At 73.1% G+C, this 23,338-nt stretch carries 20 protein-coding genes; 5 read left to right on the forward strand and 15 right to left on the reverse strand.

The window, feature by feature from the left end; genetic code table 11:
- Nucleotides 1–75: 75 nt before the first annotated feature.
- Genes ACZ5CZ_RS17630 through ACZ5CZ_RS17645 form a run of 4 tightly spaced genes read right to left on the reverse strand, consistent with a single transcriptional unit; the run spans nucleotide 76 to nucleotide 4,704 of the window.
- Complete coding sequence (locus ACZ5CZ_RS17630) at nucleotides 76–1,479, reverse strand: glycoside hydrolase family 32 protein (RefSeq protein WP_468943624.1); 1,404 nt, start codon at nucleotides 1,477–1,479, stop codon at nucleotides 76–78.
- Nucleotides 1,476–2,330 (reverse strand): carbohydrate ABC transporter permease, encoded by an 855-nt coding sequence (locus ACZ5CZ_RS17635; protein WP_385840991.1) that lies wholly within the window; start codon nucleotides 2,328–2,330, stop codon nucleotides 1,476–1,478. The genes ACZ5CZ_RS17630 and ACZ5CZ_RS17635 overlap by 4 nt, the downstream gene beginning before the upstream one ends.
- Before the next feature lie 14 nt (nucleotides 2,331–2,344).
- On the reverse strand, nucleotides 2,345–3,298 hold the full coding sequence (locus ACZ5CZ_RS17640; RefSeq protein WP_468943627.1) for a carbohydrate ABC transporter permease: 954 nt from the start codon (nucleotides 3,296–3,298) through the stop codon (nucleotides 2,345–2,347).
- Nucleotides 3,295–4,704, reverse strand: coding sequence for an extracellular solute-binding protein (locus ACZ5CZ_RS17645; protein ID WP_468943629.1), 1,410 nt, complete (start codon nucleotides 4,702–4,704; stop codon nucleotides 3,295–3,297). The genes ACZ5CZ_RS17640 and ACZ5CZ_RS17645 overlap by 4 nt, the downstream gene beginning before the upstream one ends.
- A 120-nt stretch (nucleotides 4,705–4,824) precedes the next feature.
- Here ACZ5CZ_RS17645 and ACZ5CZ_RS17650 point away from each other — a divergent pair, with 120 nt between their 5' ends.
- Entirely contained in the window at nucleotides 4,825–6,387 is a 1,563-nt protein-coding gene (locus ACZ5CZ_RS17650) for a glycoside hydrolase family 32 protein (protein WP_468943631.1), read from the forward strand.
- Nucleotides 6,388–6,394: 7 nt separating this feature from the next.
- Here ACZ5CZ_RS17650 and ACZ5CZ_RS17655 read toward each other — a convergent pair whose 3' ends face one another.
- Nucleotides 6,395–7,897, reverse strand: a complete 1,503-nt coding sequence (locus tag ACZ5CZ_RS17655) for a metallophosphoesterase family protein (RefSeq protein WP_385840986.1) — start codon at nucleotides 7,895–7,897, stop codon at nucleotides 6,395–6,397.
- 356 nt (nucleotides 7,898–8,253) lie between these two features.
- Between ACZ5CZ_RS17655 and ACZ5CZ_RS17660 the strand changes: the two genes are divergently transcribed.
- The gene (locus tag ACZ5CZ_RS17660; protein ID WP_468943635.1) at nucleotides 8,254–10,686 is read left to right on the forward strand and encodes a M4 family metallopeptidase; all 2,433 of its coding nucleotides are present in this window, start codon (nucleotides 8,254–8,256) and stop codon (nucleotides 10,684–10,686) included.
- A gap of 85 nt (nucleotides 10,687–10,771) precedes the next feature.
- Here ACZ5CZ_RS17660 and ACZ5CZ_RS17665 read toward each other — a convergent pair whose 3' ends face one another.
- Both ACZ5CZ_RS17665 and ACZ5CZ_RS17670 read right to left on the reverse strand, forming a co-directional pair.
- The gene (locus tag ACZ5CZ_RS17665; protein WP_385840984.1) at nucleotides 10,772–11,527 is read right to left on the reverse strand and encodes a dienelactone hydrolase family protein; all 756 of its coding nucleotides are present in this window, start codon (nucleotides 11,525–11,527) and stop codon (nucleotides 10,772–10,774) included.
- Nucleotides 11,528–11,693: 166 nt separating this feature from the next.
- Entirely contained in the window at nucleotides 11,694–12,314 is a 621-nt protein-coding gene (locus tag ACZ5CZ_RS17670; protein ID WP_385840983.1) for an L-threonylcarbamoyladenylate synthase, read from the reverse strand.
- 270 nt (nucleotides 12,315–12,584) lie between these two features.
- Here ACZ5CZ_RS17670 and ACZ5CZ_RS17675 point away from each other — a divergent pair, with 270 nt between their 5' ends.
- Entirely contained in the window at nucleotides 12,585–14,132 is a 1,548-nt protein-coding gene (locus tag ACZ5CZ_RS17675) for a helix-turn-helix domain-containing protein (protein WP_385840982.1), read from the forward strand.
- A 135-nt stretch (nucleotides 14,133–14,267) separates the two neighbouring features.
- Here the strand turns inward: ACZ5CZ_RS17675 and ACZ5CZ_RS17680 are convergent, their stop codons facing one another.
- Together ACZ5CZ_RS17680 and ACZ5CZ_RS17685 are read right to left on the reverse strand one after the other, a co-directional pair.
- Entirely contained in the window at nucleotides 14,268–15,500 is a 1,233-nt protein-coding gene (locus ACZ5CZ_RS17680) for a cytochrome P450 family protein (protein WP_468943639.1), read from the reverse strand.
- A gap of 119 nt (nucleotides 15,501–15,619) precedes the next feature.
- The gene (locus ACZ5CZ_RS17685) at nucleotides 15,620–16,885 is read right to left on the reverse strand and encodes a serine hydrolase domain-containing protein (RefSeq protein ID WP_468943642.1); all 1,266 of its coding nucleotides are present in this window, start codon (nucleotides 16,883–16,885) and stop codon (nucleotides 15,620–15,622) included.
- Nucleotides 16,886–17,121: 236 nt separating this feature from the next.
- Between ACZ5CZ_RS17685 and ACZ5CZ_RS17690 the strand changes: the two genes are divergently transcribed.
- Complete coding sequence (locus ACZ5CZ_RS17690) at nucleotides 17,122–17,397, forward strand: hypothetical protein (protein ID WP_468943645.1); 276 nt, start codon at nucleotides 17,122–17,124, stop codon at nucleotides 17,395–17,397.
- A 30-nt stretch (nucleotides 17,398–17,427) separates the two neighbouring features.
- On the opposite strand, the gene ACZ5CZ_RS17695 is transcribed toward ACZ5CZ_RS17690, so the two are convergent.
- The gene (locus ACZ5CZ_RS17695; RefSeq protein WP_385840977.1) at nucleotides 17,428–17,895 is read right to left on the reverse strand and encodes a hypothetical protein; all 468 of its coding nucleotides are present in this window, start codon (nucleotides 17,893–17,895) and stop codon (nucleotides 17,428–17,430) included.
- Nucleotides 17,896–18,113: 218 nt separating this feature from the next.
- Entirely contained in the window at nucleotides 18,114–19,220 is a 1,107-nt protein-coding gene (locus tag ACZ5CZ_RS17700; RefSeq protein WP_385840976.1) for a PP2C family protein-serine/threonine phosphatase, read from the reverse strand.
- Between the two features lie 289 nt (nucleotides 19,221–19,509).
- On the opposite strand from ACZ5CZ_RS17700, the gene ACZ5CZ_RS17705 reads away from it, so the two are divergent.
- On the forward strand, nucleotides 19,510–20,151 hold the full coding sequence (locus tag ACZ5CZ_RS17705) for a cysteine hydrolase family protein (RefSeq protein WP_468943649.1): 642 nt from the start codon (nucleotides 19,510–19,512) through the stop codon (nucleotides 20,149–20,151).
- Here ACZ5CZ_RS17705 and ACZ5CZ_RS17710 read toward each other — a convergent pair.
- The 4 genes from ACZ5CZ_RS17710 to ACZ5CZ_RS17725 all read right to left on the reverse strand — a co-directional run bounded on the left by ACZ5CZ_RS17710 (nucleotide 20,148) and on the right by ACZ5CZ_RS17725 (nucleotide 23,237).
- Nucleotides 20,148–21,032 (reverse strand): Gfo/Idh/MocA family protein, encoded by an 885-nt coding sequence (locus ACZ5CZ_RS17710; protein ID WP_467549435.1) that lies wholly within the window; start codon nucleotides 21,030–21,032, stop codon nucleotides 20,148–20,150. The genes ACZ5CZ_RS17705 and ACZ5CZ_RS17710 overlap by 4 nt on opposite strands.
- A gap of 35 nt (nucleotides 21,033–21,067) precedes the next feature.
- Entirely contained in the window at nucleotides 21,068–22,051 is a 984-nt protein-coding gene (tgmB, locus tag ACZ5CZ_RS17715; protein WP_385840972.1) for an ATP-grasp ribosomal peptide maturase, read from the reverse strand.
- Between the two features lie 17 nt (nucleotides 22,052–22,068).
- Nucleotides 22,069–22,260 (reverse strand): putative ATP-grasp-modified RiPP, encoded by a 192-nt coding sequence (gene tgmA, locus ACZ5CZ_RS17720; protein WP_385840970.1) that lies wholly within the window; start codon nucleotides 22,258–22,260, stop codon nucleotides 22,069–22,071.
- 110 nt (nucleotides 22,261–22,370) lie between these two features.
- Nucleotides 22,371–23,237, reverse strand: a complete 867-nt coding sequence (locus ACZ5CZ_RS17725) for a fructosamine kinase family protein (protein ID WP_468943653.1) — start codon at nucleotides 23,235–23,237, stop codon at nucleotides 22,371–22,373.
- Nucleotides 23,238–23,338: the final 101 nt, after the last annotated feature.

Below are 23,338 nucleotides of genomic sequence, written 5' to 3' on the forward strand. Positions count from 1 at the left end.
CGGCTTCCTCGGCGCCGGGTGCTGTCGCCCGGCACCCACACGGTGACCGGGCCCGGCGGCTCCTCTGTCCCGTGGTCAGCCGCTCCTCGATGGGACCAGTTCCCACCCACTGACCCCGGCGTCGCCGTCGACGGTCAGTTCGGGGATGTCGTCCGGGTGGCGGTAGATCCGCTCGGTGACCGAGGCCCGGTCTCCGGCGAAGAGTTCGAGCAGTGAGCCGTCCATCAGTATGCGGACGTCGAGCCGCGGGGCCGGCGGCACCCGCACCGTGACCGGTTCCGCTTCCCCGGCGCCCGCGCGGGGCCAGCCGCCGCGGTCCAGTACCACCTCGCCCGCCCGCGGGTCCACGTGGACCGTGACCGCCCGGTCCGTGGCCCGCAGCAGAGTGAGGACGGTCCGTCCGCGCGCGCTGACGGTGAGGTCGTACGACACCGGCAGCGGCACCCGGCGGCCGGGCGAGGTGACGAACGGCGCCGGGGCACGCAGGAGTTCCAGCTCCGGGGCCGGTGCGACGCGCAGGCGGCCGTCGGGGTGGACGTCGACGACCCGGGGTGCGGTGAGCGTGCCCGCCCACCCCGCTTCGCGTACCGCCGGCAACTCCCGGGACTCCCAGGACCAGCCCCACATCAGGGCCCGGTCGGCGTCCTGGCGGACCGCGGGCGCGTAGAAGTCCCGGCCGTGGTCGAGGCGGTCGCCGAAGCGGGGGGTGAAGCGCAAGCCACCCGAGCCGTCCGCCTCCAGGCGGCCCGTCAGATAGGCCGTGGCGCAGGGGTCGCCGTCCCACAGCGACACCACCAGCACATGCTCGCCGCCCGCCGCCCGGATCAGCTGCGGACACTCCCAGCCCACCGCCTTCGCGCCGAACGCCCCGGCCGCGACCGGGTCGTGGCCGTCCAGCAGGACACCGGCGAACCGCCACTCGGTCAGCACGGTGCAGTCGTAGAGGAGGACCGACGGCGTGCCGTCGGCGTGACCGGCGCCGACGAGGGCCCAGCGCCGGCCGGCGCAGCGGAAGACGAAGGGGTCGCGGAACATCACCACGCCCAGTCCCGGGGGCGCTGCCGCGACCACCGGGCGGGGCAGCGGCCGCCAGTGCAGCAGCCGCTCGTCGTCCGGGTCCGCCGCCCGGGCCAGGCAGATCGCACCGACACCGGTGTGCCCGTGGTCGACGCCGGTGTACACCGCCGTCGGCACGCCGTCGTCGTCCACCACGCACCCCGACCAGCAGCCCGCCTCGTCGGGGCCGCCCGGGACCGGGGCGAGGGCGATCGGGTGGTTCTCCCAGTGGACCAGGTCGGCACTGGAGACATGGCCCCAGTGGACGTTCGCGTGCACCGGGGCCGCCGGATTGTGCTGGTAGAAGAGGTGGTGGCGGCCACGCCAGACGAACGGGCCGTTGGGGTCGTTGATCCAGCCCGCGGGCGGGCGGACCCGGAAGCGGGGCGCGGCCGGGTCCGGGGCGGGAGCGAGCGGGTTCACCGGTTGACTCCCGCCGAGGTGATGCCCTCGCGCAGCGGACGCTGGCCGACGACGAACACCGCGACCGCGGGGATCATCGAGAGGACGACTCCGGCGAGCACGACGGAGATGGAGCCGGTGCCGAGGTTTCCCTGGAGCGAGACCAGGCCCAGCGGCAGCGTGTAGTTCTGGCCCGAGGTCTCCAGGATCAGCGGTCGGAAGAACTCGTTCCAGTGGTAGTTGAAGGCCAGGACACCGACGATCGCCAGCCCCGGCCGGGCCAGCGGCGCGTACACGGACCGGAAGATCCGCCAGGGCCCGGCCCCGTCCAGCATCGCCGCCTCGCCGAGGTCCTTCGGCATGCCGAGGAAGTACTGGCGCATCAGGAAGGTGCCGAACGCGGTCGGGAACGCCGGAATGATCAGACCGAGCAGCGTGTCGGTCAGGCCCATCGACTTCAGCACCAGGAACACCGGCACGATCGTGACCTGCAACGGCACCATCATGGTCGCCAGCACCAGCCCGAACAGCGGCTTCTTGAACCGGAAGTCGAGCCGCGCGAAGGCGTACCCGGCCAGCCCCGCCGTGATCATCTGGCCGATCGCGACCAGCGCGGTCACCAGGGTCGAGTTGAGCGCGAGCAGCCACACGTCGATCTGCTCGAAGACACCGTGATAGGCGGCCGTGCTCGGATGGGACGGAACGATCTGCGGGGGCAGGTCGAAGGAGTCCGCGGGGGTGCGCAGCGAGGTGGACACGGTCCAGACGACCGGGCCGAGCGTGAGCAGCGCGCACACGGTCAGTCCGGCGATCCGCGCCCACGGCCCGAGCGCGTACCGGGCGCGGCCGACGGTCAGGGTTGCATGGCTCATGGGACTCACCCGGCTCACTGGTAGTGGACGAAACGCCGGCTGAGCCGGAACTGGAGGGCGGTCACCGCCATGATCAGCACGAACAGCAGCACCCCGACCGCGGACGCCTCGCCGAAGCGCAGCTGCTCGAAGGCCTTCTCGTAGATGACCATCACCACGGTCCGGGTGGCGTCACCGGGCCCGCCGTTGGTGAGGACGTACGGCTGCTCGAAGACCTGGAGGGCGTTGATGATGCCCACCACCGACGCCACCAGCAGGGTGGGGGAGAGCAGCGGCAGGGTGACGGAGAGATGCTTGCGCAGCCCGCTCGCGCCGTCGAGCGCCGCCGCCTCGTGGATCTCCTTCGGGATGTTGTTCAGCCCGCCCACGAACAGCAGGAACGAAAAACCGAACTGCTGCCACACGTACACGATGATCACCGTGGCCAGCGCGCCCCGCTCCGAGGTCAGCCAGGGCACAGGGGCGACCCCGAACAGCCCGATCAGCCAGTTGACCACCCCGAAGTCCTGGTTGAACAGGTACTTCATCACGACCGAGATGGACGCGGCCGACAGCACCAGCGGAAAGAAGAACGCCGAGCGGAAGACCGACCGCAGCCACCCGGGCATCCGGCCGTTGAGCGTGAGCGCGAGCGCCAGCGCGATCAGCAGCTGCGCCGCGACCGCGAGGACCATGAAGACGAGCGTGTTGCGGAAGGACACCAGCACGGTCGCGTCGGTGAACACCTCCCGGTAGTTGGCCCCTCCGGCGAACCGGGGCGGGTCGATCACGTTCCAGTGGAACAGGCTCAGCACGACCGAACCGACGATCGGTACGACCGTGAAGACCACGATGCCGACCACCGTGGGCGCCAGGAACAGCGCCGCCAGCAGCCGGGTGCCCCGCTCGCGCGCCGGGCGCCGCGCCACGGCCGGAGCCGGCACCGCCGCGGCCCGTGCCCGCACGGCGGGAATCTCGGTGTTCGTCATACGTCACGCTCCATGGCCTTCTCCAGATCCCCTTGCAGCCGGCGCAGCGCCGGCCGGACCGAACGCGGACTCGCCAGTGCCGTCCCGGTGTGCTTGAGCAGCGCCTGCGTCACCTCGGCGACCTGCGGCGGGGCCGGGATGGGCCCGGTGTCGGGGAACCGGTCGAGGGTGTCGTAGAAGACCCGCCAGTGCGCCGGGCCGGTCTCCCGGTAGCGCTCCGGGCTCAGCATCGAACGGCGGGCCGGAGTCGTCTGGTTGGTGGTGAACAGCTCGGTCAGGGTGTCCCGCCGGGCCGAGTACTTGATGAACTCCCAGGCCGCGTCCTGCTTGCGGGAGGTGCGCAGCAGCGCGTACCCGGCCGCGCCGAACTGGTGGCGCTGGGTGCGCCAGCGCGGGAAGTACTGCACGTCGAAGCCGTCGGACCGCAGCCCGGCCAGATGCAGCCCGCCCGCCCAGAAGCCCCCGGCCGGGGTGACCCCGACCCGGCCGGTGGAGAACACCCCGATCAGGTTCTGCCCGTTGCCCCCCTCGGGCCGGGTGCACAGGCCCTCCTGGACCAGCGCGGCGAGATAGTCGTACGCCTCCTCGACCCGGTCGGCCGTGGCCTGCGGTGTCGTCCAGCGGAAGCCGCCGCCCCGCCCGCGCCGCTGGGCCGCGGGATAGAAGGCGTCCCACAGCCAGGAGCCGCCGGGCGCCTTGGACTCGGCCAGCAGCCCGGTGCCGTTGGCGAAGAGCCACGGCACCACCCCGCCCCACAGCCGGTTGGTCCAGAAGTACGGCGTGAAGTGCGAGTCGCCGGCCTTCTTCATCCGGCGCAGCAGCGCGGTGAAGTCGTCGCGGGTCCAGTCCGCGGCCGGGAAGTCCGCGCCCGACCGCTCCAGCACCCGGGTGTTGAGGTACATGTCGGCCGCGTTGAACTCCACCGGCAGCTGGTAGAGGCTCCCCTCGTACATCATCGACTCCACCAGCGAGGGATGGACGTCGGCGAAGTACTCCCGCAGCTCCCCGGCGTCCCGCCGCACCCAGGGGTCCAGCGCCACGCCCAGATGCCGGGCGAACAACTGCACGCCCTCGGTGGCCACATAGACCAGGTCGGGTGCGGTGCCCGCCGCGATCTGGGTGAGGATTTTCGCGAAGAAGTCGGACCAGTCCACGGCCTGGACGGCGTTGACGCGGACCTTGATGTCGGGGTGCAGCCGCTGGAAGCCGTGGACAAGGGCGCGGACCCCCGCCGGGGAGAACGCGGAGCCCAGGGTCGCCACGACGAGGGAGCCGTCGTCGCGGCCGGGAATGTCGTTCCCGGTGAGGCGGTCCCAGCTCGCGGCGGTGCCGGCCAGCGCCGCGGCACCGGTGCCGTAGGCGCCGTAGCGCAGCAGGGCGCGGCGGGAGAGGAGCGAGTCGGTCATCCAAGCGCCTAACTCGTGTTAGCCAAGGGGTGATTCCCAGATCATGGGAAGCGGCCGACGGCGCTGTCAAGGTGCGGGAAACCTTGACCTTTAACGAGTTAGGTCTACAGTCCTGGTCCCATGAACCGACTGAGCCCGACGAGAAGAGCCCTGTTCGCCACGGCCGCCGCCGGAGCCGGTGCGGCTCTGCTGCCCACGGCGCCCGCGCAGGCGAAGCCCGGCCGCGCGCCGGCCCGCGGGTGCGCGAGCTACCGGGCCGGCTATCACTTCACGGTCCCCGACCAGTGGAAGAACGACCCCCAGCGACCCGTGTGGATCGACGGCGAGTACCACTACTACTACCTGTACAACGCCGACTACCTGGACGGCGAGACGGGCACCGCCTGGCGCCTGGCCACCAGCACCGACCTGGTCTCCTTCACCGACCGGGGGATCGCCGTACCGAAGGACACCACCGTCAACGGCGATGTGTGGTCCGGCTCGGCGGTGGTCGACACCGAGGGCACCGCGGGCTTCGGCGCGGGCGCGGTGATCGCATTGGTCACCATGTCGCCCGGCGGCGGCACCGACCACCAGGAACAGTTCCTGTACTGGTCCGCCGACGGCGGCCGCACCTTCCGCAACGACGGCACCGCCCCGGTGCTGGCGAGCCCGGGCACCGGCGCCGACTTCCGCGACCCCAAGGTCGTCCGCGACGACGACCGCGGCCGCTGGGTGATGGCCCTCGCCGAAGGCACCGGGATCGGCTTCTACCACTCCACCGACCTCAGGTCCTGGACCCGCGCGGGCGGCTTCCACAAGGAGGGCATCGGCACCCTCGAATGCCCCGACCTGTTCCGCATCACCACCGACGACGGCTCGGTGACGACTTGGGTGCTGGGCGCGAGCGCCGACGGCACCGGCTCCGGGCGGCCCCCCACCTACGCGTACTGGACCGGTTCGTTCGACGGAAGCACCTTCACCGCCGACTCGACCGACCCGCAGTGGCTCGACCACGGCTGGGACTGGTACGCCGCGGTCACCTTCGAGAAGCGGCGCGCGGACGGCTCCGTGGACCCCGCCGCGCGCTACGCCCTCGGCTGGCTCAACAACTGGGCCTACGCCCACACCACGCCCACCATCGACGCGGACGGCTTCAACGGCACGGACTCCGTGGTCCGCGAGATCGCGCTGCGCAGGGCCGCCGACGGCACCTGCTACCTCGCCTCCCGGCCGGTCCCCGCCCTGGACGCCTATGCCGGCCGTACGGTCCGCCTCGGCGACCTGACCGTCGACGGCCTGCGCCCGCTGGACTACACCGGCATCTCCTACGAACTGACCACCGAGATCAGCTGGTCCCGACTCACCGGCGCGGGCGTGCAACTGCGGCGCTCACCCGACGGCGGCCGGCACATCGACGCCGGGGTCTGGGGGGACTACGCCTTCCTCAACCGGCGTGGCACCGTCAACCCCGACACCAGCGGCGGCCGGCAGGAGAGCCGCAGCCCCTTCGACCCGTCGGGCGGCCGGGTGCGGCTGCGGATCCTCGTGGACCGCACCAGCGTCGAGATGTTCGTCGACGACGGCCGGTATGTGCACTCCGCCGAGGTGTTCCCGTATCTGGTCGACAACCGTCTGGCCCTGTTCGCGGCCGGTGGGACGGCCGTCTTCCGGGACACGGTGATCCGGGAGTTCACGCTCTGACGGCGAGTCAGTTCAGCGGGATGACGACCTCGTCCTCGACCGGCGGGTGCAGTTCCTGCGCGCGGTTGCCCGTCGCGGCGAAGCAGCGCAGCCGGACCGCCTCGGCGGTGACGTCCAGGCGCAGGAAGCACTTGAAGAACGGCGGGCTGTAGGTGGCCGAGGACGGTGAGAACAACTGGGTGTACATCTTCTTCACCGGCAGCCGGAACCGGGAGCTGCGGTCCGGGCGCCCACCGGTGCCGAGCAGGCTCGCCACCAGCCGGGTGCGCCGGGTGACGCGGACGTCCGGGCCGGGGGCGCGGCCCGGCTCGATGCCCAGACGCTCGGCGACCACGGCCGTGGCCTCCGCCTCGGTCAGGGTGAAGAAGCGGCGCAGCCGGAGCCGGCGGCCGTACAGCCGGCTGTAGAAGGCCAGCGAGTCACCGCGCAGCGGGTAGCAGCGGAACGCGTCCTCGGTGACCCCGCCGACCGAGACCCGGGGAATGGTGTGCGTGGCGTGCATGAACGCCCCGCCGCCGCCCGCGACCACGTACTGGACGGTGCGGCCCGCCACATCGACGGGATACCGCTGGTAGTTGTGGATGTCGCCGCCGATCGCGGCCACATAGCGGTGCGCCGGGTCGCGGACGACGTCGTCGACCGTGCCGCCGCCCTCGATGGGGCACGGGTGGTGCTCGCCGTCGACGTACAGCGGGGAGCCGGTGACGAGGATCTTCGGCTTCGGGTCCCGGGACACCTCGCGCAGCCAGGCGCCCTGTTCCGCGTCGAGCGTGCCCAGCAGCCCGGTGTCGATGCCGACGATCCGGACCGGGCCCGCGTCGATCGCCCAGTACGGCCCCGGCTGTTCGGCCTGTTGCCCGGGCGCTGCGCGCAACGCCCGGGCGGCGGCGAGGCGTTGCTCGTCGGCCGGCGCCGGCCGGTGCCACAGCAGGGCGCGCCACCAGGCACGGGTGAGCGGGCGGGGCCGGGGCTCGGCATCGAGCGGCGGGGTGTCGGCGCAGAACACCCGCATGAAGGCGCCGAGGTCCTCGTACCAGTCGTGGTTGCCGGGTATCGCGTAGATCGGGGCGGGATAGTCCTGGTACGGCCGGAAGAACTTGGTGCCGTAGTCGTCGGCGCTGCCGACCGGATAGATGACGTCGCTCGCTATGACCGCGAACTCCGTGTCCCGGCCCTCTTTCAGAAGGCCCGGCACGACGGCGTACTGGGAGGCGTCGCCCTCGCCGGTGTCCCCGATGACCAGGAAGGAGAACCGGTCGGGGACCTCCCGCCGGATCACCTTGTCGGCCGGGGCCCCCGCCGCCTCCCGCCGTGCCACCCACCGGCTGCGGGTACGGCCGGTCGGGTCGCCGAACCAGGACGCCAGCACGCCGTTGCGGGCGGCCCACAGGACGCGCGGATTCAGCCACGACAACTGCTCGACCCGGTCGGGCATCAGCGCGGTGTAGGCGCCGCGTTCGGCAGGGCCCCAGCCGGCGCCCTGTGCGGTATCGCGTGAGGATTCAGACACCGGTGCACCGTAACAACGCGCCGGCCCGTGAGTCCTTGGCGGGTGCGCCCCAACGGCCCCGACAGCGCGCCGCGTTGCGGGTACGCGTACGACGACCCGGACGAGGCGACCGCCTTCGGGCAGCACCGCCGAACCGGAGGCGGCAAGCCCCGGACAGGGCGTAGGGAAAACCCTCGATTGACCTCGTGTGGGGTGACATGGCCGAGTCAATCCTGTCATCCTCCTCCGCAACACTGATCCTCCCCACGCTCTTCACGGACCACGGTCCCGCACAGCTCAGTTAAGCCCGGGCAGCAGACCCGTCTGCCCGGTCTGTCACCGGCCGCGACCCGGCGGCCGCAGCATGAGGAGTACGAGTGAGACCCCACGCACCCCTTCCTCAGGGACGTCTTCCCCAGGGACGTTCCGCCCGCAGGCGGGCCACCGTCGGAGCCGCCCTGGTCTCCGCCGCGGCCTTCCTCGCCGTAGGTGTCCAGGCGGTCCCGGCGACCGCCTCGCCCACCGTCCACCCCAGCCCCCTGCGGGCCGGCGGTCTGGAGGCGAAGCTCAGCCCGGCCCAGCACAGCGCCCTGCTCAAGAGCGCCCGGCAGCAGGCCGCCGCGACCGCCCGCACCCTCGGGCTCGGCGCCCAGGAGAAGCTGGTCGTCAAGGACGTCGTCAAGGACAACGACGGCACCGTGCACACCCGCTACGAGCGCACGTACGCCGGACTCCCCGTCCTCGGCGGCGACCTCGTCGTGCACACCCCGCCCGCCTCGCTGGCCGCCGGGACCGTGAGCACCACCTGGAACAACAAGCACCGGATCAAGGTCGCCTCCACCACCGCGACCTTCACCAAGGCCGCCGCCGAGTCCAAGGCGCTCAAGGCCGCCAAGGCGCTCGACGCCAAGAAGCCCACCACCGACAGCGCCCGCAAGGTGATCTGGGCCGGCACCGGCACCCCCCGGCTCGCCTGGGAGACGGTGATCGGCGGCTTCCGGGACGACGGCACGCCCAGCCAGCTGCACGTCATCACCGACGCCACCACCGGCAAGGAACTGCACCGGTTCGAGGCGATCCAGACCGGCGTGGGCAACACCCACTACAGCGGCCAGGTGTCGCTGACCACCACGCAGTCGGGCTCGACGTACACGCTGAACGACACCACGCGCGGCGGGCACAAGACGTACAACCTGAACCACGGCACCTCCGGCACCGGGACGCTGTTCTCGCAGAGCAACGACACCTGGGGCGACGGCACCAACACCAACGCGGCCACCGCGGGCGCCGACGCCGCCTACGGCGCGCAGGAGACCTGGGACTTCTACAAGAACACCTTCGGCCGCAGCGGCATCAAGAACGACGGCGTCGCCGCCTACAGCCGGGTCCACTACAGCAGCAGCTATGTCAACGCCTTCTGGGACGACAGCTGCTTCTGCATGACCTACGGCGACGGCTCGAACAACAACGACCCGCTGACCTCGCTGGACGTGGCCGGCCACGAGATGAGCCACGGCGTCACCTCCAACACCGCCGGCCTGGACTACAGCGGCGAGTCGGGCGGCCTGAACGAGGCGACCTCCGACATCTTCGGCACCGGCGTGGAGTTCTACGCCAACAACAGCTCGGACCCCGGTGACTACCTCATCGGCGAGAAGATCGACATCAACGGCAACGGCACCCCGCTGCGCTACATGGACAAGCCCAGCAAGGACGGCAGCTCCGCCGACAGCTGGTACTCCGGTGTCGGCAACCTCGACGTGCACTACTCCTCGGGCCCGGCGAACCACATGTTCTACCTGCTGTCCGAGGGCAGCGGCAGCAAGGTCATCAACGGGGTGACCTACAACAGCCCGACCTCCGACGGTGTCGCCGTCACCGGCATCGGCCGGGCCGCGGCCCTCCAGGTCTGGTACAAGGCGCTGACGACGTACATGACGTCCAGCACCGACTACGCGGGCGCCCGCACCGCCGCGCTCAACGCGGCCGCCGCCCTCTACGGAACCAACTCCACCCAGTACGCGGGCGTCGGCAACGCCTTCGCCGGCATCAACGTCGGCAGCCACATCAACCCGCCGAGCAGCGGCGTCACGGTCACCAACCCGGGCAACCAGTCGTCCACCGTCGGCACCGCGGTGAGCCTTCAGATACAGGCGAGCAGCACCAACAGCGGAGCGCTCAGCTACAGCGCCTCCGGTCTGCCGGCCGGCCTGTCGATCAACAGCTCGACCGGTCTGATCTCGGGCACGCCCTCCACCGCGGGCACCTACCAGGTGACGGTCACCGCGAAGGACTCCACCGGCGCCACCGGCACGGCCACCTTCACCTGGACCGTCGGCTCCGGCGGTGGCGGCGGCGGGTGCACGTCCTCGCAGCTGCTGGCCAACCCGGGCTTCGAGTCGGGCAGCACCGGCTGGACCGCCACCAGCGGGGTCATCACCAACGACACCGGTGAGGCGGCGCACGGCGGCTCCTACAAGGCCTGGCTGGACGGCTACGGCTCCTCGCACACCGACACGCTGTCCCAGTCGGTGACCATCCCGGCCGGCTGCAAGGCGACGCTGAGCTTCTACCTGCACATCGACACCGCCGAGACGGGCAGCACCGCGTACGACAAGCTGACCGTGACCGCCGGTTCGACCACCCTGGCGACGTACTCGAACGTCAACGCCGCATCCGGCTATGTGCAGAAGACCTTCGACCTGTCCTCGCTGGCGGGCCAGACGGTCACCCTGAAGTTCAACGGCGTGGAGGACTCCTCCCTCCAGACCAGCTTCGTCGTGGACGACACCTCCCTGACGACCGGCTGACCCGGCACCGGACCACGGTCCCGCATCTCCTCCGGGAGTGCGGGACCGTGGCATGTCCGGCCTCGGCCCGTTCCGGCCGCCGGGGTCAGAACGTGCGCCGCAGCAGGCCGAGCAGCGCCGACCAGTGCCGCTCGTCGGCCTCCTTGCCGTAGGCGGGGGTGTCCGCCTGCGTGAAGCCGTGGTGGGCGCCCTCGTAGACCTCGCAGGTGTGCCGCACCCCGGCGTCGGTCAGGGCCTTCTCCAGCAGCTCGATCTGCTCCACCGGCAGCGAGGGGTCGTTGTCGGCGTGCCCCAGGTACACCTCCGCGGTGATGCGCGGAGCCGCCAGATGCGGGCTGTCGGGGTCGTCGGTGGCGAGCCGGCCGCCGTGGAAACCGGCCGCGGCCGCGACCCGGTCCGGGTGTGCGGCCGCCGTCCACAGGGCGAGCCGGGTGCCCATGCAGTAGCCGGTCAGCGCGACCGGACCGCCGGCCACCAGGGGGCTGTCGGCCAGCACCCGCAGATAGGCCTCGGCGTCCCGCTCGATCATCTCCGAGGTCAGGGAGGCCACCACCGGGCCGACCCGGTCCCAGAGGGTCGGGTCGGCGGCCGGGTCGATGAACTCGGGCAGCTCGACCACCGGGGTGCGGCCGAGCCGGTAGAACACGTTCGGCACCAGCACCGTGTAGCCGGCGGCGGCCAGCCGGTCGGCCATCGACTTCAGGTACGGGCGCATGCCGTAGGCGTCCTGGTAGAACAGCACGCCCGGACGGGGCTGTCCGTCGGCGGGGTGGACGAGGTAGGCGTCGCAGACGCCGTCCTGGGTCTCGATGTCGAGTGCGGCTGACTGGACGTCGGTCATGGGTAACACAGCCCTTCCTCGGAGAACGCAAGAACGCGGGAGAACCGGGAACCAGGGGACCCCGCGGCGCGGGAACGGGCGCCGCGCGGTGGCGGCCCCCGGCACCACTGCTACCGATCATGCTGCCACGCGCGATCCGGACCACCGAACCCGATGTGCCGCCCGCTCACTCGAAGCGGCCGGTGTCCCCCGCGCCGCGGCGCACGATCTCCGGCTCGCCGCCGGAGAAGTCGACCACCGTCGTGGGCTCGGTGCCGCAGTCGCCGGAGTCGACCACCGCGTCCACCACGTGGTCCAGCTGGTCCTTGATCTCCCAGCCCTGGGTCGGCGGCTCCTCCTCGTCCGGCAGCAGCAGCGTGCTGGACAGCAGCGGCTCGCCCAGCTCCGCCAGCAGCGCCTGGGTGACCACATGGTCCGGGATGCGCACGCCCACGGTCTTCTTCTTCGGGTGCAGCAGCTTGCGCGGCACCTCGCGGGTGGCCGGGAGGATGAAGGTGTAGCTGCCGGGCGTGGCCGCCTTCACCGCCCGGAACACGTCGTTGTCCACCCGGACGAACTGGCCGAGCTGCGCGAAGTCCCGGCACATCAGCGTGAAATGGTGCCGGTCGTCCAGCTTGCGGATGGCACGGATCCGGTCCATGCCGTCCCTGCTGCCCAGCCGGCAGCCCAGCGCGTAACAGGAGTCGGTCGGATATGCGATGAGCGCGCCCGAGCGCACCGCGTCGGCGATCTGCGCGATGCTGCGCGGCTGCGGGTTGTCCGGGTGCACGTCGAAGTACTTCGCCATCCGCCGAGCTTATGCCGCCGTACCGGCCGGTGCGCGCAGCGCCGGCGGCCCGGCCGCCGTCGGTGCGCCGGCGGACGGCCGCCGGCCGCCAGGTCTGCCGCGCGGAATCCCGGGCATCAGGTCCGTGAGCCGCCCGGGGTCCCCCCCTCCCCGGTGTGGCGCCTCCGCCGACGGCCACCCCCCGGGCCGTCGGCGGAGCCCTGCGCGGCCGGGTCGGGTAACGTGCGCCTGAGGACGCCCGGATGGACCCGACGACGAGGAGAGACACTGGTGGCCGGCGGAGCGGAGGAGAGTCCCGGTCCGGCGCCCGGGCAGCGCCACGGGGCCGACGAGGTCTGGGCGCGCCAACTGCTCGGCCAGTTGCGTCCCGCCGGGCGCGACCCGGGCCGGCTGCTCGCCTGGCTCGGCCGGACGCTGGAGGCGTCGGTGTCCCTCCAGGACGCCGACGGCGGCCTGCTCGCCGGAGAGCGCCTGCCGCTCGACGCGGCCGTGGCCGCCGGCATCACCGCGGGCCGGGTCGCCGGTGCCGCCCTGGAGGACGGCGCCCGGCATCTGCGCCTGGTCGGCATCCGCCGCCCGGGACCCCGGCCGGGACGGGCGGCCGTACTGGCCGTGGCCCGCCCGGCGCCCTTCGACCGGCACATGTCCGAGATCCTCAGCCACACCGCCGGAGTGCTCGAACTGCTGCTCCGCGAGCGGGAGTCGACCGAGTCCGCGGACCGGCTGCGGCGGGCCACGGCGGACCTGCGGCTGGCGATCCTGCAACTGCTCATGGTGGAGGACACCGTCTCCGCCCGCCGGGTCGCCGCGGGGCTGTGGCCGGGGCTGCTGGAGAAGGACACCACCCAGGTGTACGTCGTCGAGTGCGCCGCCGCCGAGCGCGACCGGCTCGCCGACGCCTGCGCCGAGGCCACCGAGGGCCGGGCGCTGGTCGTGCGCTGTCCCGCGATGGACGAGCACGTCATCGTCGTCGGCTCCGCCGCGGAGGTGGAGGAGCGGCTGCGGGCCCTCGTCGCCGGCCGGCCCGGCACCTTCGTCGGCGGCAGCCTCCGGCAGCGCCTGGCCCGCACCGCCACCGCCTACGGCCAGGCCGTCACCGCGCTCGCCGTGGCCCGCCACCGGCCGGAGCGCGCCGCCGTCTACGCCGAACGCACCCGCCCCGTCCAGCTCATGGACCCGGGCGCGCTGCGTGCCTGGTGCGCGTCCGCGCTGCGCCCGCTCGACCCGCTGCCCCACCACATCCGGGCCGAGCTGCTCGCCACCACCCGGCTCGGCCTGGAGTTCACCGCGGTGAGCGCGGCGAAGGTGCTCGGTGTCAGCCGCAACACGGTCCGCGCCCGCCTCGACCGGGTCGCGGCCCTGCTCGGCGCCGACTTCTCCGTGCTCACCGTGCGGGCCGTGACGCATGTCGCGCTCGCCACCGAGGCGGCCTGCGGGGCGTACGACCTCGGTGCCGAGCCGGACCGCCCGCAGTGTCCGGCGACGCTCCCGGACCTGCTCGGCGCGCCCGCGCTCGGCTCCTGGGCCCAGGGCCTGCTCGGCCGCCTCGACGCGGACGGCCGGGACCTGCGCGGCACCCTGCGCGCCTGGATCGCCGCCGACGCCAACGCCGAACGCGCCGCCGAGGCACGGGGCGTGCACGCGCAGACCGTCCGCGACCACATCAGGGCCGCCGAACCCGTGCTGGAGCGCCGGCTGCTGGCCGGAGGCACCGATCTGTACGAGGTCGTCCTCGCCCACCTGGTCACCGGCGACCTCGCCGTCCCCGTGCTCGACCCCGCGAACCGGGAGCAACCGGGCGCGGCTGTGCACGGATGAGTGCTCCGCGGGTCCGGCCGGGCACCGGTGCGCTACCCCGTGCGCGCGGCCGCCGTTAAGTTCGGGAGAGTGCAGGGGCCGTGACCGGAACGGGGGACCGGTCGCGGCCCGGCGCCCGTCCCGGGTGCCCGCCGCTCAGGGGCCCAGCCGGACCGGGATCTCCTGCCAGCCGTGCGTGATGAACGACGGCAGCTGCCGCAGCTCCTCGGCGCCGACGGCCAGCCGCAGCCCCGGGAAGCGGGAGAACAGCGCGGGCAGTGCCGTGGTCGCCTCCAGCCGGGCCAGCGGCGCCCCGACGCAGCGGTGCACACCGATCCCGAACGCCAGATGGTCCGCCGCCTCCCGGGCCGCGTCGAAGACGGCCGCGTCCGCGCCGTAGTGCGCCGGGTCCAGCCCCGCCGCCGCGTACAGCGTGATGATCGCGTCCCCGGCCGGGACCGTCACGTCCCCGACCGTCAGCTCCTCGACCGCGAACCGCAGGGGCAGCGCGGCGATGGACGGATGCACCCGGAGCGTCTCGTCGACCACCGCCGCCCAGCCGACCGCCCCCGAGCGCACCGCCGCCAGCTGCGCCGGGTGGGTCAGCAGGGCGACGGCCGCGTTGCCGATGAGGTTGACGGTGGTCTCGAACCCGGCCCCCACCACCAGCAGCAGCGTGTGCAGCAGTTCCTCGTCACCGAGGCGGTCGCCGTCCGTGTCCCGGAACCGGATCAGCTCGCTGGTGATGTCGTCGCCGGGGTGCGCCCGCCGGTGCTCGATCAGCGCACCGAGGACCGAGCCGATCCGCTGCTGCACCGAGGCCGCGTGCTCGGGGCTGGTGTCGGAGGTGTTCATGATGTCGGCGATCAGCCGCACGGCGTCCGACTGCAACTCCTCCGGCAGGCCGAGGAGTTCGCCGATCATGCGCATCGGCAGCGGATGCGCGAGCCCCGCCCGCAGGTCGACCGTCCGGCCGTCGGCCCCCGCGGCCGCCAGCTCGTCCAGCAGCTCGGCGGTGAGCGCCCGTACCCGCGGCAGCATCGCCTCGGTACGGCGGTGTGTGAAGCTCGGTGCGACCAGCTTGCGCAGCCGGGTGTGGTCGGGGCCGTACGCGGTGAGCATGTTCACCACGCCCACCCAGGTGGCCACCCAGCCCCACTCCGGGTGCCGGCTCAGCTCCGGCCACAGCCGCCAGTGCCGGCGCGCGTCCTTGCTGACGCGGGGATCGAGGATCAGGTCTCTGAGGGTGTCGTAGCCGGTGGGCGCCCAGGCGGGGACGCCGCCGGGCAGCTGCACGGGGACGAGGGGGCCGAGGGCGCGCAACCGGGCGCTCTCCGCGACGATGTCGGAGCCGAAGGGGTCGAGGGCGATACGGTCGGTGACGGTCACGACGGTTCTCCTGGGCGAGCGGCGCTCGTTTCGACGCGTTCGCCTTCAGTAGACGCCGCCCGGGGTGGCCGGCCCACCGAACAGGTTTTCCAGGGTCTGGATCCGGCCGAGATCGCGCCTCAACCGGTCCGGGTGACTGGCAGGTTGTAGACGTGTCCGGGGGAGATGATCCGGGTGATCGCCGCACCCAGCACGGTGCTGGGTTCCTGGCCGCGGTATCCGGTGTCGGTGTTGCAGAGCACGACGAGCGTGGTCCGCGTCGCCGGCAGATAGACCGTCAGGGCCTCGTACCCCGGCAGCGAGCCGTTGTGGCCGATCCAGCCCCGCACGTCGAAGATGCCCAGGCCGTAGCCGGCGCCCTTGAACGGGCCGGCCGGCAGTGTCATCAGCCGCTGCTCCTGGCTGGCGGTGCTGATCATCCGGGTACCGTCCGGGAACTGGCCGGTGGCGGCCGTCGGTGCCCAGGTGTGCAGATCGTCGAGGGTCGAGATCATCGCGCCGGCCGCCCAGGCCCAGGACGGATTCCAGTCGGCCGAGTCGGCCTCCTTGCCGTTCGCGGTCTGGAGGGTGTAGCCCTGCGCGTGCGGCGTGGGGAACTCGCTTCCGGTGGGGAAGAGCGTGTCCTTCATGCCGGCCGGTTCGAGGATGTGCTGCCTGATGTAGTCCTCGATGTGCTGCCCGCTCTCCTTCTCCACCACCAGCCCCAGCAGGATCAGATTGGTGTTGCTGTAGAAGAACTTCGCCCCCGGCTCGAACATCACCGGGTGCTTGAAGGCGTAGTCGAGCAACTGCTGGGGCGTGAAGGGCTTCTGCGGGGCGGAGGTGAGCGCCTTGTCGAAGTCGGCGTCCTCGGAGTAGTTGAACAGTCCGCTGCGCATCTCGGCCAGCTGACGCAGCGTGATCCGGTCCCCGTTGGGCACGCCGTCGACGTACCTGCCGATCGGATCGTCCAGCCCGACCTTTCCCCGGTCCACCAGTTGCAGCAGCGCGGAGACGGTGAACATCTTCGTCTCGCTGCCGATCCGCATGAACATGTCCGGCGCCATCGGCTGCCCGTCGCTCTTGTCGGCGACCCCGAAGGAGCGGACGTAACTCGGCTGCCCCGGCGTCCAGATACCGACGGTCACGCCGGGGATGTTCGCCTGCCGCATCACCCGCTGGACGGCCGCGTCGAGCTGGTTCGCCACGGCCGGTGTGAGCGCGCGGACCTCGGACTGCGAGGGCGACGGAGTGGGGGCCGGAGGAGCAGGCGTGGGGGAGACGGCGGCAGGGGCGCCGCCCGGCACGAGGACCGGTGCGGCCCCTGCGGTGAGCGGCGTCAGCAGCGTCCCCGCCGTGACGGCGACCACGGTCCCCCGGCGCAGGTGTGCGGAGAAATGCGACATGGGCTGACTCCAAGCACGTGATGGGGAGTACGTGCGAGCGGGAAGCGACGTCGAAGCCCTGCCTTCCCAGCATAGGAGCGCCCACCCGGCACTGCCCGTCGGCCACCGGCCCCGCCGCGCCGGGGCGGGATGCTTGTCGGACGGGCGGAGCGCCCCGTTCGGGGGATGGCCTCACCCGACCCGGTGAGCCCTGCGGCCGGGGCGTACCGGGGACCGGCCGCCGGCGTTGCCCCGGCATGAACCGCTTGGACTGGATGGACCGGCTCGAACGGCTGGAGGAGATGCGCCGGAGGGAGCGGACACGCCGGACGGATCCGTTCGACCGGGTGGACCGCGCGCGGGAGCCGATCTACGCAGGGCTCGTCACCGAGTGGCGCGCGCAGGGCCGGACCGTGCCCGCCGAACCGGACGCGCTGTGGGCCGTCGCTCCGCCGGCCCCAGCACGGGACGCACTGTGGGCCGTACCTCCCGTGCCCGCCCGGCGTCCACGGCCCGAGCCGGAGCGCCCCTGATCCGCCCCTGATCCGCCGTGGCCCGGCCGGCTACCGGTCGGCCGGCGGTGCCAGGACGGCCAGGGTGCCGTTGGCCTGCTGCAACGCCTCCTCCAGCGGCTCGGGACCGTGCAGGGCCCCGGTGCCGTCGGGCGGTACCAGCCATTCCAGGGAGCGGGCGGGCCGGTACGGTGGCGGTACGGCGACCCAGGTGCCCTTGGCGCCGTAGCGCAGGCCGGAGCCGACCCAGCCCCCGGCGGGGTCGGGCGGGAGGAAGAAGCCGACCCGGCCCGCGGCGGTGTCGACCAGCGTGGGCCCCGGCAGGGGAAGGTCCGGTCGCCACAGCAGGTCCAGGGTGAGCAGACCCAGCCGCTCGGGGACGCTCAGCACGTCCCAGAAGCGGCCCGCTTCCAGCAGCGCGACGCCCTCGCCGTGATCCCACTCCCATTTGCAGGCCCGCGGGTCACCGGCCGCAGCGGCCAGCCACTCCACGCCCCGCATCCACATCGTGTTCGTCATGCACTGCTCCGAGGGTGTCCTCGCCCGCCTGCCATGCGTGCAGGGGGCGGCCATGGCCGGGCACTTGGTGCACCTGCACGCCAACCCGGCATATGCATGCTCGTAGATATTTCTACGTGGCGGAAGGGGTGGCGAACCGTGGCGTTTGAGGCGACACGTTCGAACTCCGCGCGTCGGTTCGGGACGGCGGGGGAGGCCGAAGTACGGGGTGGCCCAGGTCAGATGGCGTCGGCGTCCGGGGCGAGCACCAGCATGCTGACGTCGTCCCGGACCGCGCAGCCGAGCCGGGCCAGGTCCGTCCACACGGCACCGGGCAGCTCCGCGGACGCGGTTCCGGACAGGGCGGCCAGCCGTCCGGGCAGCGGATAGAAGGCGCCGGCGCCGTCCCGGGCCTCCCACACCCCGTCGGAGGCCAGGAACAGCCGGTCACCGGGGGCCAGCGCCAGCGTGACCTCCTTCGGCGGATCCACGTCGACCAGGCCGAGCCCGAGCGGCGGCCCGGGCACCACGGCCACCTCCCGCGCCTGCCCCGCGCGCAGCAGCACGGGCGCCGGATGACCGCAGGCCACCACCCGCACCGCTCGCCCGTCGGGGGAGAACTCCAGCAGCACGCCGGTCGCGAACAGCTCCGCGTCCCGTACCCCCGCCGCGTCCACCGCCAGCCTGCGGTCCATCCGCGCCGCCACCGACTCCAGCGCCGGCTGGTCCAGCACCGCTTCCCGGAACGCCCCCAGCAGCGCCACCACCGTCGCCACCGCCGACAGCCCGTGCCCCCGCACATCGCCCATCACCGCACGCACCCCGTGCGGCCCCTGCCGCACGTCGAAGAAGTCCCCGCCGACCAGCGTCCCGTCCTGCGCCGCCCGGTAGAAGCCCGCGCAGCCGACCGAGCCGACCCGCTCCGGCAGCGACGGCAGCACCGCCCGCTGCACGGCCTCACCGATCTCGCGCTCCGTGTCCAGCTGGGCGTCCCGCCGGCTGCGCACATAGGACACGAACACACTCAGCGCGGCCACGAACACGACGGTGAGCAGATCGGTGTCGCCGGGACGGTTCAGATGCGTGGCCGGCACGTTCAGTACGACCACCACGCCCACGCCGAGCAGCGCGGTCGCCAGCGGACCGTAGGACAGCACCGCCAGCGGCGGGATCGCGCCCAGCAGAAAACCGGCGTCGCGCGCGTCCGGGGTGATCGCCGTGGCCACGCTGACGGCCACGAGCAGCAGCACGGGCAGCACCCGTACCCAGCGCGGCGGCGGCGCGCCCCGCAGCCAGCCGCGATCCTCCCGGTCCCCGCGCGACGACCAGCCGCGCACCGATCTCACACGCCCACGCTACGCCGACCGCCCCGGCCGGGCCTCCCGCGCTTGGGCCGCACGGTTGCGGTGGGCCGGCGAGCCGTGCGCGCGGGAGTTTCGAGCGGGAGTGCGGGGCGGCCGTGCCGGAGCGCGCCCTGCCGCGCGCCGTCCGGCGGATTACCCCCTTCGGGTGCTCAGACCGGGGTTCGCCGCCCCGGGTGCGCGGGGTGACCGATAGTGGACCGACCCCCGGGACCGGGCTCCGGCGCGTCGCAGTGGAAAGCAGAGGTGCCGACTCCATGCTCACCAGCCGATCATGACCGCACGCGAGCGGACGGCCCTGGTCGTCGTGGATCTCCAGAACGACTTCTTCGCCGGCCCCGCGGCCCGCGCCCGTTCCGGCGGCGGCCCGGCCGCGCTGGAGGCGGTGGCGGCCGGCTGTGTCCGGGCGGTGGCGGCGGCCCGGGAGCGGGGCGTGGAGGTCGTGTTCGTCCGCTTCGCCGGCGACCTGGAACACCAGGGCGCCAGCTGGCGGCTGCGCGACCGGCTGCGGGGCGGACGGCCGAAGTGCGTGGCGGGCTCCTGGGGCGCGGAGTTCCACGCCGTGGCCCCGGCACCGGGCGAGCGGGTCTTCACCAAGCGGGCCTGCTTCGACGCCTTCCTCGGCGAGGGCTTCGAGGCGCATCTGTCCGCCGGGGGCATCGGGCACCTCGTCCTCGCCGGGCTGTACGCGGACGTGTGCGTGGACACCACGGCCCGTACCGCCTTCCAGAAGGGCTACCACGTGACCGTCCTGACGGACTGCACCGCGGCCCTGCATCTGCCGGACGAGGCCGTCCTGCGTTTCATGCGGGTCGTCTACGGCGCACGGACCACCACCGCCGACGACCCCACGGCCTGGACGCCCCCCACGGCCCTCCACGCTCACCCCCGGGACGACAGTGGGGCTTCGCTCTAGTCGCTGCTCCTCAACCGGGCCTCCGCCGTCGCCAGGATCTCCGTGACGCGCTGGCCGAACGCGGCGTCGCAGGCGTGCGGCCGGCCCGTGCGGGCGGCGGTCAGCAGGGCGTCGACCGCACGGGAGAGTGCCGCGACCGCCCCCTCCGCGCCGTCCGGCAGCTGCGCCACCCCGGCCTCGCCCCACAGCTGCACGCCCGCCCCGGCCGCCGCGGGCGGCGCCGACAGGCTGAGCGTCAGGGTGCTGGACGCGCCGGTGGCGTGGTCGAGGACCAGGTGCACGGTGTCCACGGGACCGTACCCGGCCGCCACCACCTGCCGTACGTCGCCGAGGACCGGCAGCAGCACCGACAGGGCGTGCGGGCCGACATCCCACAGGGCGCCCTTCTCCCGCCGCCACGGCGAGACCGCGTACGGGCTGCCGGAGGTGAAGACCGCCCCCAGCCAGTGCGCGCGTGCCGTGAACCAGCCCGCGGCCGCCGCCTGCTCCTCGATCCAGGCCTCCGGCTCCTTCTGGAACCGCAGAGTGAAGAAGACCACCGACGCCACCCCGGCCCGCTCCACCGCCGCGACGACCGCCCGGCCCGCCGCGACCGACACCGCGACCGGCTTGTCCAGCAGCAGATGCCGGCCCGCCCGCGCCGCGCGCACCGCCAGTTCGGCCTGCACCGACGGCGGCAGCGCCACCGCCACCGCGTCCACCTCGGCCAGCAGCGCGTCCACGTCGTCGTACGCGGTGACGGCGTACCGCTCCGCCAGCTCCGCCGCCGCCTCCGGGCGGCGCCCCCACACCCCGGCGAACTCCACGCCGGGGTGGGCGGCGAGGGCGGGAGCGTGCGCCGCCTGCGCCCAGGGGCCGGTCCCCAGCAGTCCGATGCGCATGAGACGTTCCTCTCTCCGAGCCGTACCCCGCGTCCTCAGGATCCTGCGCGCCGATCCCCCGTCCCACACCCGCGGCCCGCCTCGCCGTGCGCGGCGAGCCAGTCGGCGATGGTGGCGGCGATCGGCTGGCCGGTGTCCATCTCGACGAACCCGAACTGCCCCGACTGGTTGCACTCCAGGAACCACCAGATGCCGTCCGGGTCCTCCGCGAAGTCGAAGGCGCCGTAGGCCAGTTCGGCCTCCGCCAGATAGCGCAGCACGCTCTCGGCGACCCGCGGCGGCACCTCGGCGGGCAGCCAGGGGGAGACCGACGGGGCGAAGCGGACGTCGACGTCGTCGGGGTGGGCGTCCGGATCGGCCGGCTTGCGCGCGGCCAGCAGCGTGCCGCCGACGGCGGTGAGCCGGATGTCGGCCCGCTTGGTGACCCGCCGCTGCAACAGGGTCGGTCCGAAGGCGACCGCCGAGAAGTCGGTGTCCGGTGCGACCCTGCTGGTCGGCACCGCACGCGCCGGCTCCTGCGGGTGTGCGCCGGAGACCGGTTTGACCACCAGGTCCGGGAAGCGTTCCGCGAACTCCCGCGCCGCCTGCGGGAACGTCGTGATGAGCGTGGCGGGCACGGCGAGCCCCGTGCGCTGGGCCAGGTGCAGCTGCCACGGCTTGTGCCGGGCGCGGCGGGCGGCGTCCGGGTGGTTCATCCAGCGGGCGTCGGTGCACCGCAGCATGCCGTACAGAGCCTGCGCGGACTCCTCGGTCAGCCAGGCGGACGGATGGGCGGCGCGCGCGGCCGCCCGGCCGGGTCTGCGCACCCAGACGGAGCGCAGGCCGTTCACGCTCACCAGGCGCCCGCCGACGGACAGATGCCCGCGGCAGGCGCCCTGCGCGTACTCGCCCGACAGCGCCACCCCCTGGGTCAGATCGGCGGGATCGAGCCGGACGACGGGCACGCCCGCCTCGCCCAGCCGGAGGACCACCATGTCCGCCGTCACGTCCTCTTCACTGGTCAGGATGAGTACCGTCATCGTCCGAAGCCCGTGGTTCAGTCGTCGAAGTGCGTCTTGGAACCAGCGGTCGACGTCGTGGTCCCGAACGCTCGCAGGGTCGCGTGATCGGTGGCCGCGATCCGTCCGTCCGGGAGGACGTTCAATTGCAGTCCGGAGTCATAGGCGTACGGAGGGGTGACGTCCAACTGCACAGCAGGTCGCGCGTAGTTGAGCGTGAACGGTTGCATGGCCTCTCCCTGGTTCGGCTTTCACGTCCTTATACGAATCGAACGGGTGATTGGGTTCCTCACGCTGAGTGATCACGATGAGAAGCTGCTTCCGCCGGTGCCGGACCGGGTCAGCCCCGGAGCACGCCCCGGGCCACGGCCAGCGCCTGTTCGGCGTATCCGCGGCCGAAGAGCACGGCGTGCACCAGCAGCGGGAAGAGCTGGTGCAGGCCGATCCGGTCCCGCCAGCCCTCGGCCAGTGGTGCTGTCCGCTCGTACCCCACGAGCACACGGTCCAGGTACGGGCAGCCGAACAGGTGCAGCATCGCCAGATCGGTCTCCCGGTGCCCGCCGTGGGCCGCCGGGTCGATGAGCCGGACCTCGCCGTCCGCGCCCCACAGCACGTTCCCGTTCCACAGGTCGCCATGCAGCCGGGCGGGCGGTTCGGCGGGGCCCGCCAGCTCCGGCAGTCGCTCGCAGACCCGTTCGAACACGCCCGCCTCCTCCGGGCGGAGCGTGCCCCGGTCGAGCGCGCCGCGCACATAGGGCGACACCCGGTGCTCGGCGTACCAGCGGGGCCAGACGGTGCCGGGCGCGTTGCGCATGGGGGCGCGGCCGATGAACGCGTTCTCGGGGCCGCCGGGCGGCGGCGCCCCGAAGTGGGGTGCGCCCGCCGCGTGCAGAGCCGCCAGGGCCGTGCCGAAGCGCAGCGCCGCCGCGGGGCCGGCGCGCCCGGTCGCCACCCGCTCGGTCACCATCCAGCGCTCGTCGTGGCCGAGCACCGCGGGCACCCGGACCGCGTCCGCCGCGGCCAGCCAGCGCAGCCCCGCCACCTCCGCCCGCACCGCACCGGGTGCGTCCCCCCGCTTGACCATCACCGGCGTGCCGTCGGTCAGCGTCACCTCGGCGGGCGACCCTGACGCCGCCCGCACCCCGCTGACGGGCCGTCCGGTGAGCCGGGCCGCAACCTGCCCCGGATCCTCGTCTCGGTTGACCACGGCCTTAGGGTACGGCCCCCAACAGCCGCCGTGCGCACGGCAGTTCGGGGCGCGACGCGGCCGCCTGGCACGTTCCTCCGTACGGGTGCAGATCGCGGCTC

It is taken from the genome of Streptomyces sp. NPDC031418 (assembly GCF_055581605.1).

Excerpts from the sequence above, each read along its gene's own strand:
- ACZ5CZ_RS17685 (WP_468943642.1), bottom strand. The coding sequence starts at position 16,885 with ATGTCGCATTTCTCCGCACACCTGCGCCGGGGGACCGTGGTCGCCGTC.
- ACZ5CZ_RS17670 (WP_385840983.1), bottom strand. The coding sequence starts at position 12,314 with ATGGCGAAGTACTTCGACGTGCACCCGGACAACCCGCAGCCGCGCAGC.
- tgmB (WP_385840972.1), bottom strand. The coding sequence starts at position 22,051 with ATGACGGTACTCATCCTGACCAGTGAAGAGGACGTGACGGCGGACATG.
- tgmA (WP_385840970.1), bottom strand. The coding sequence starts at position 22,260 with ATGCAACCGTTCACGCTCAACTACGCGCGACCTGCTGTGCAGTTGGAC.
- ACZ5CZ_RS17690 (WP_468943645.1), top strand. The coding sequence starts at position 17,122 with ATGAACCGCTTGGACTGGATGGACCGGCTCGAACGGCTGGAGGAGATG.
- ACZ5CZ_RS17710 (WP_467549435.1), bottom strand. The coding sequence starts at position 21,032 with ATGCGCATCGGACTGCTGGGGACCGGCCCCTGGGCGCAGGCGGCGCAC.
- ACZ5CZ_RS17665 (WP_385840984.1), bottom strand. The coding sequence starts at position 11,527 with ATGACCGACGTCCAGTCAGCCGCACTCGACATCGAGACCCAGGACGGC.
- ACZ5CZ_RS17635 (WP_385840991.1), bottom strand. The coding sequence starts at position 2,330 with ATGAGCCATGCAACCCTGACCGTCGGCCGCGCCCGGTACGCGCTCGGG.
- ACZ5CZ_RS17695 (WP_385840977.1), bottom strand. The coding sequence starts at position 17,895 with ATGACGAACACGATGTGGATGCGGGGCGTGGAGTGGCTGGCCGCTGCG.
- ACZ5CZ_RS17640 (WP_468943627.1), bottom strand. The coding sequence starts at position 3,298 with ATGACGAACACCGAGATTCCCGCCGTGCGGGCACGGGCCGCGGCGGTG.
- ACZ5CZ_RS17705 (WP_468943649.1), top strand. The coding sequence starts at position 19,510 with ATGACCGCACGCGAGCGGACGGCCCTGGTCGTCGTGGATCTCCAGAAC.
- ACZ5CZ_RS17650 (WP_468943631.1), top strand. The coding sequence starts at position 4,825 with ATGAACCGACTGAGCCCGACGAGAAGAGCCCTGTTCGCCACGGCCGCC.
- ACZ5CZ_RS17645 (WP_468943629.1), bottom strand. The coding sequence starts at position 4,704 with ATGACCGACTCGCTCCTCTCCCGCCGCGCCCTGCTGCGCTACGGCGCC.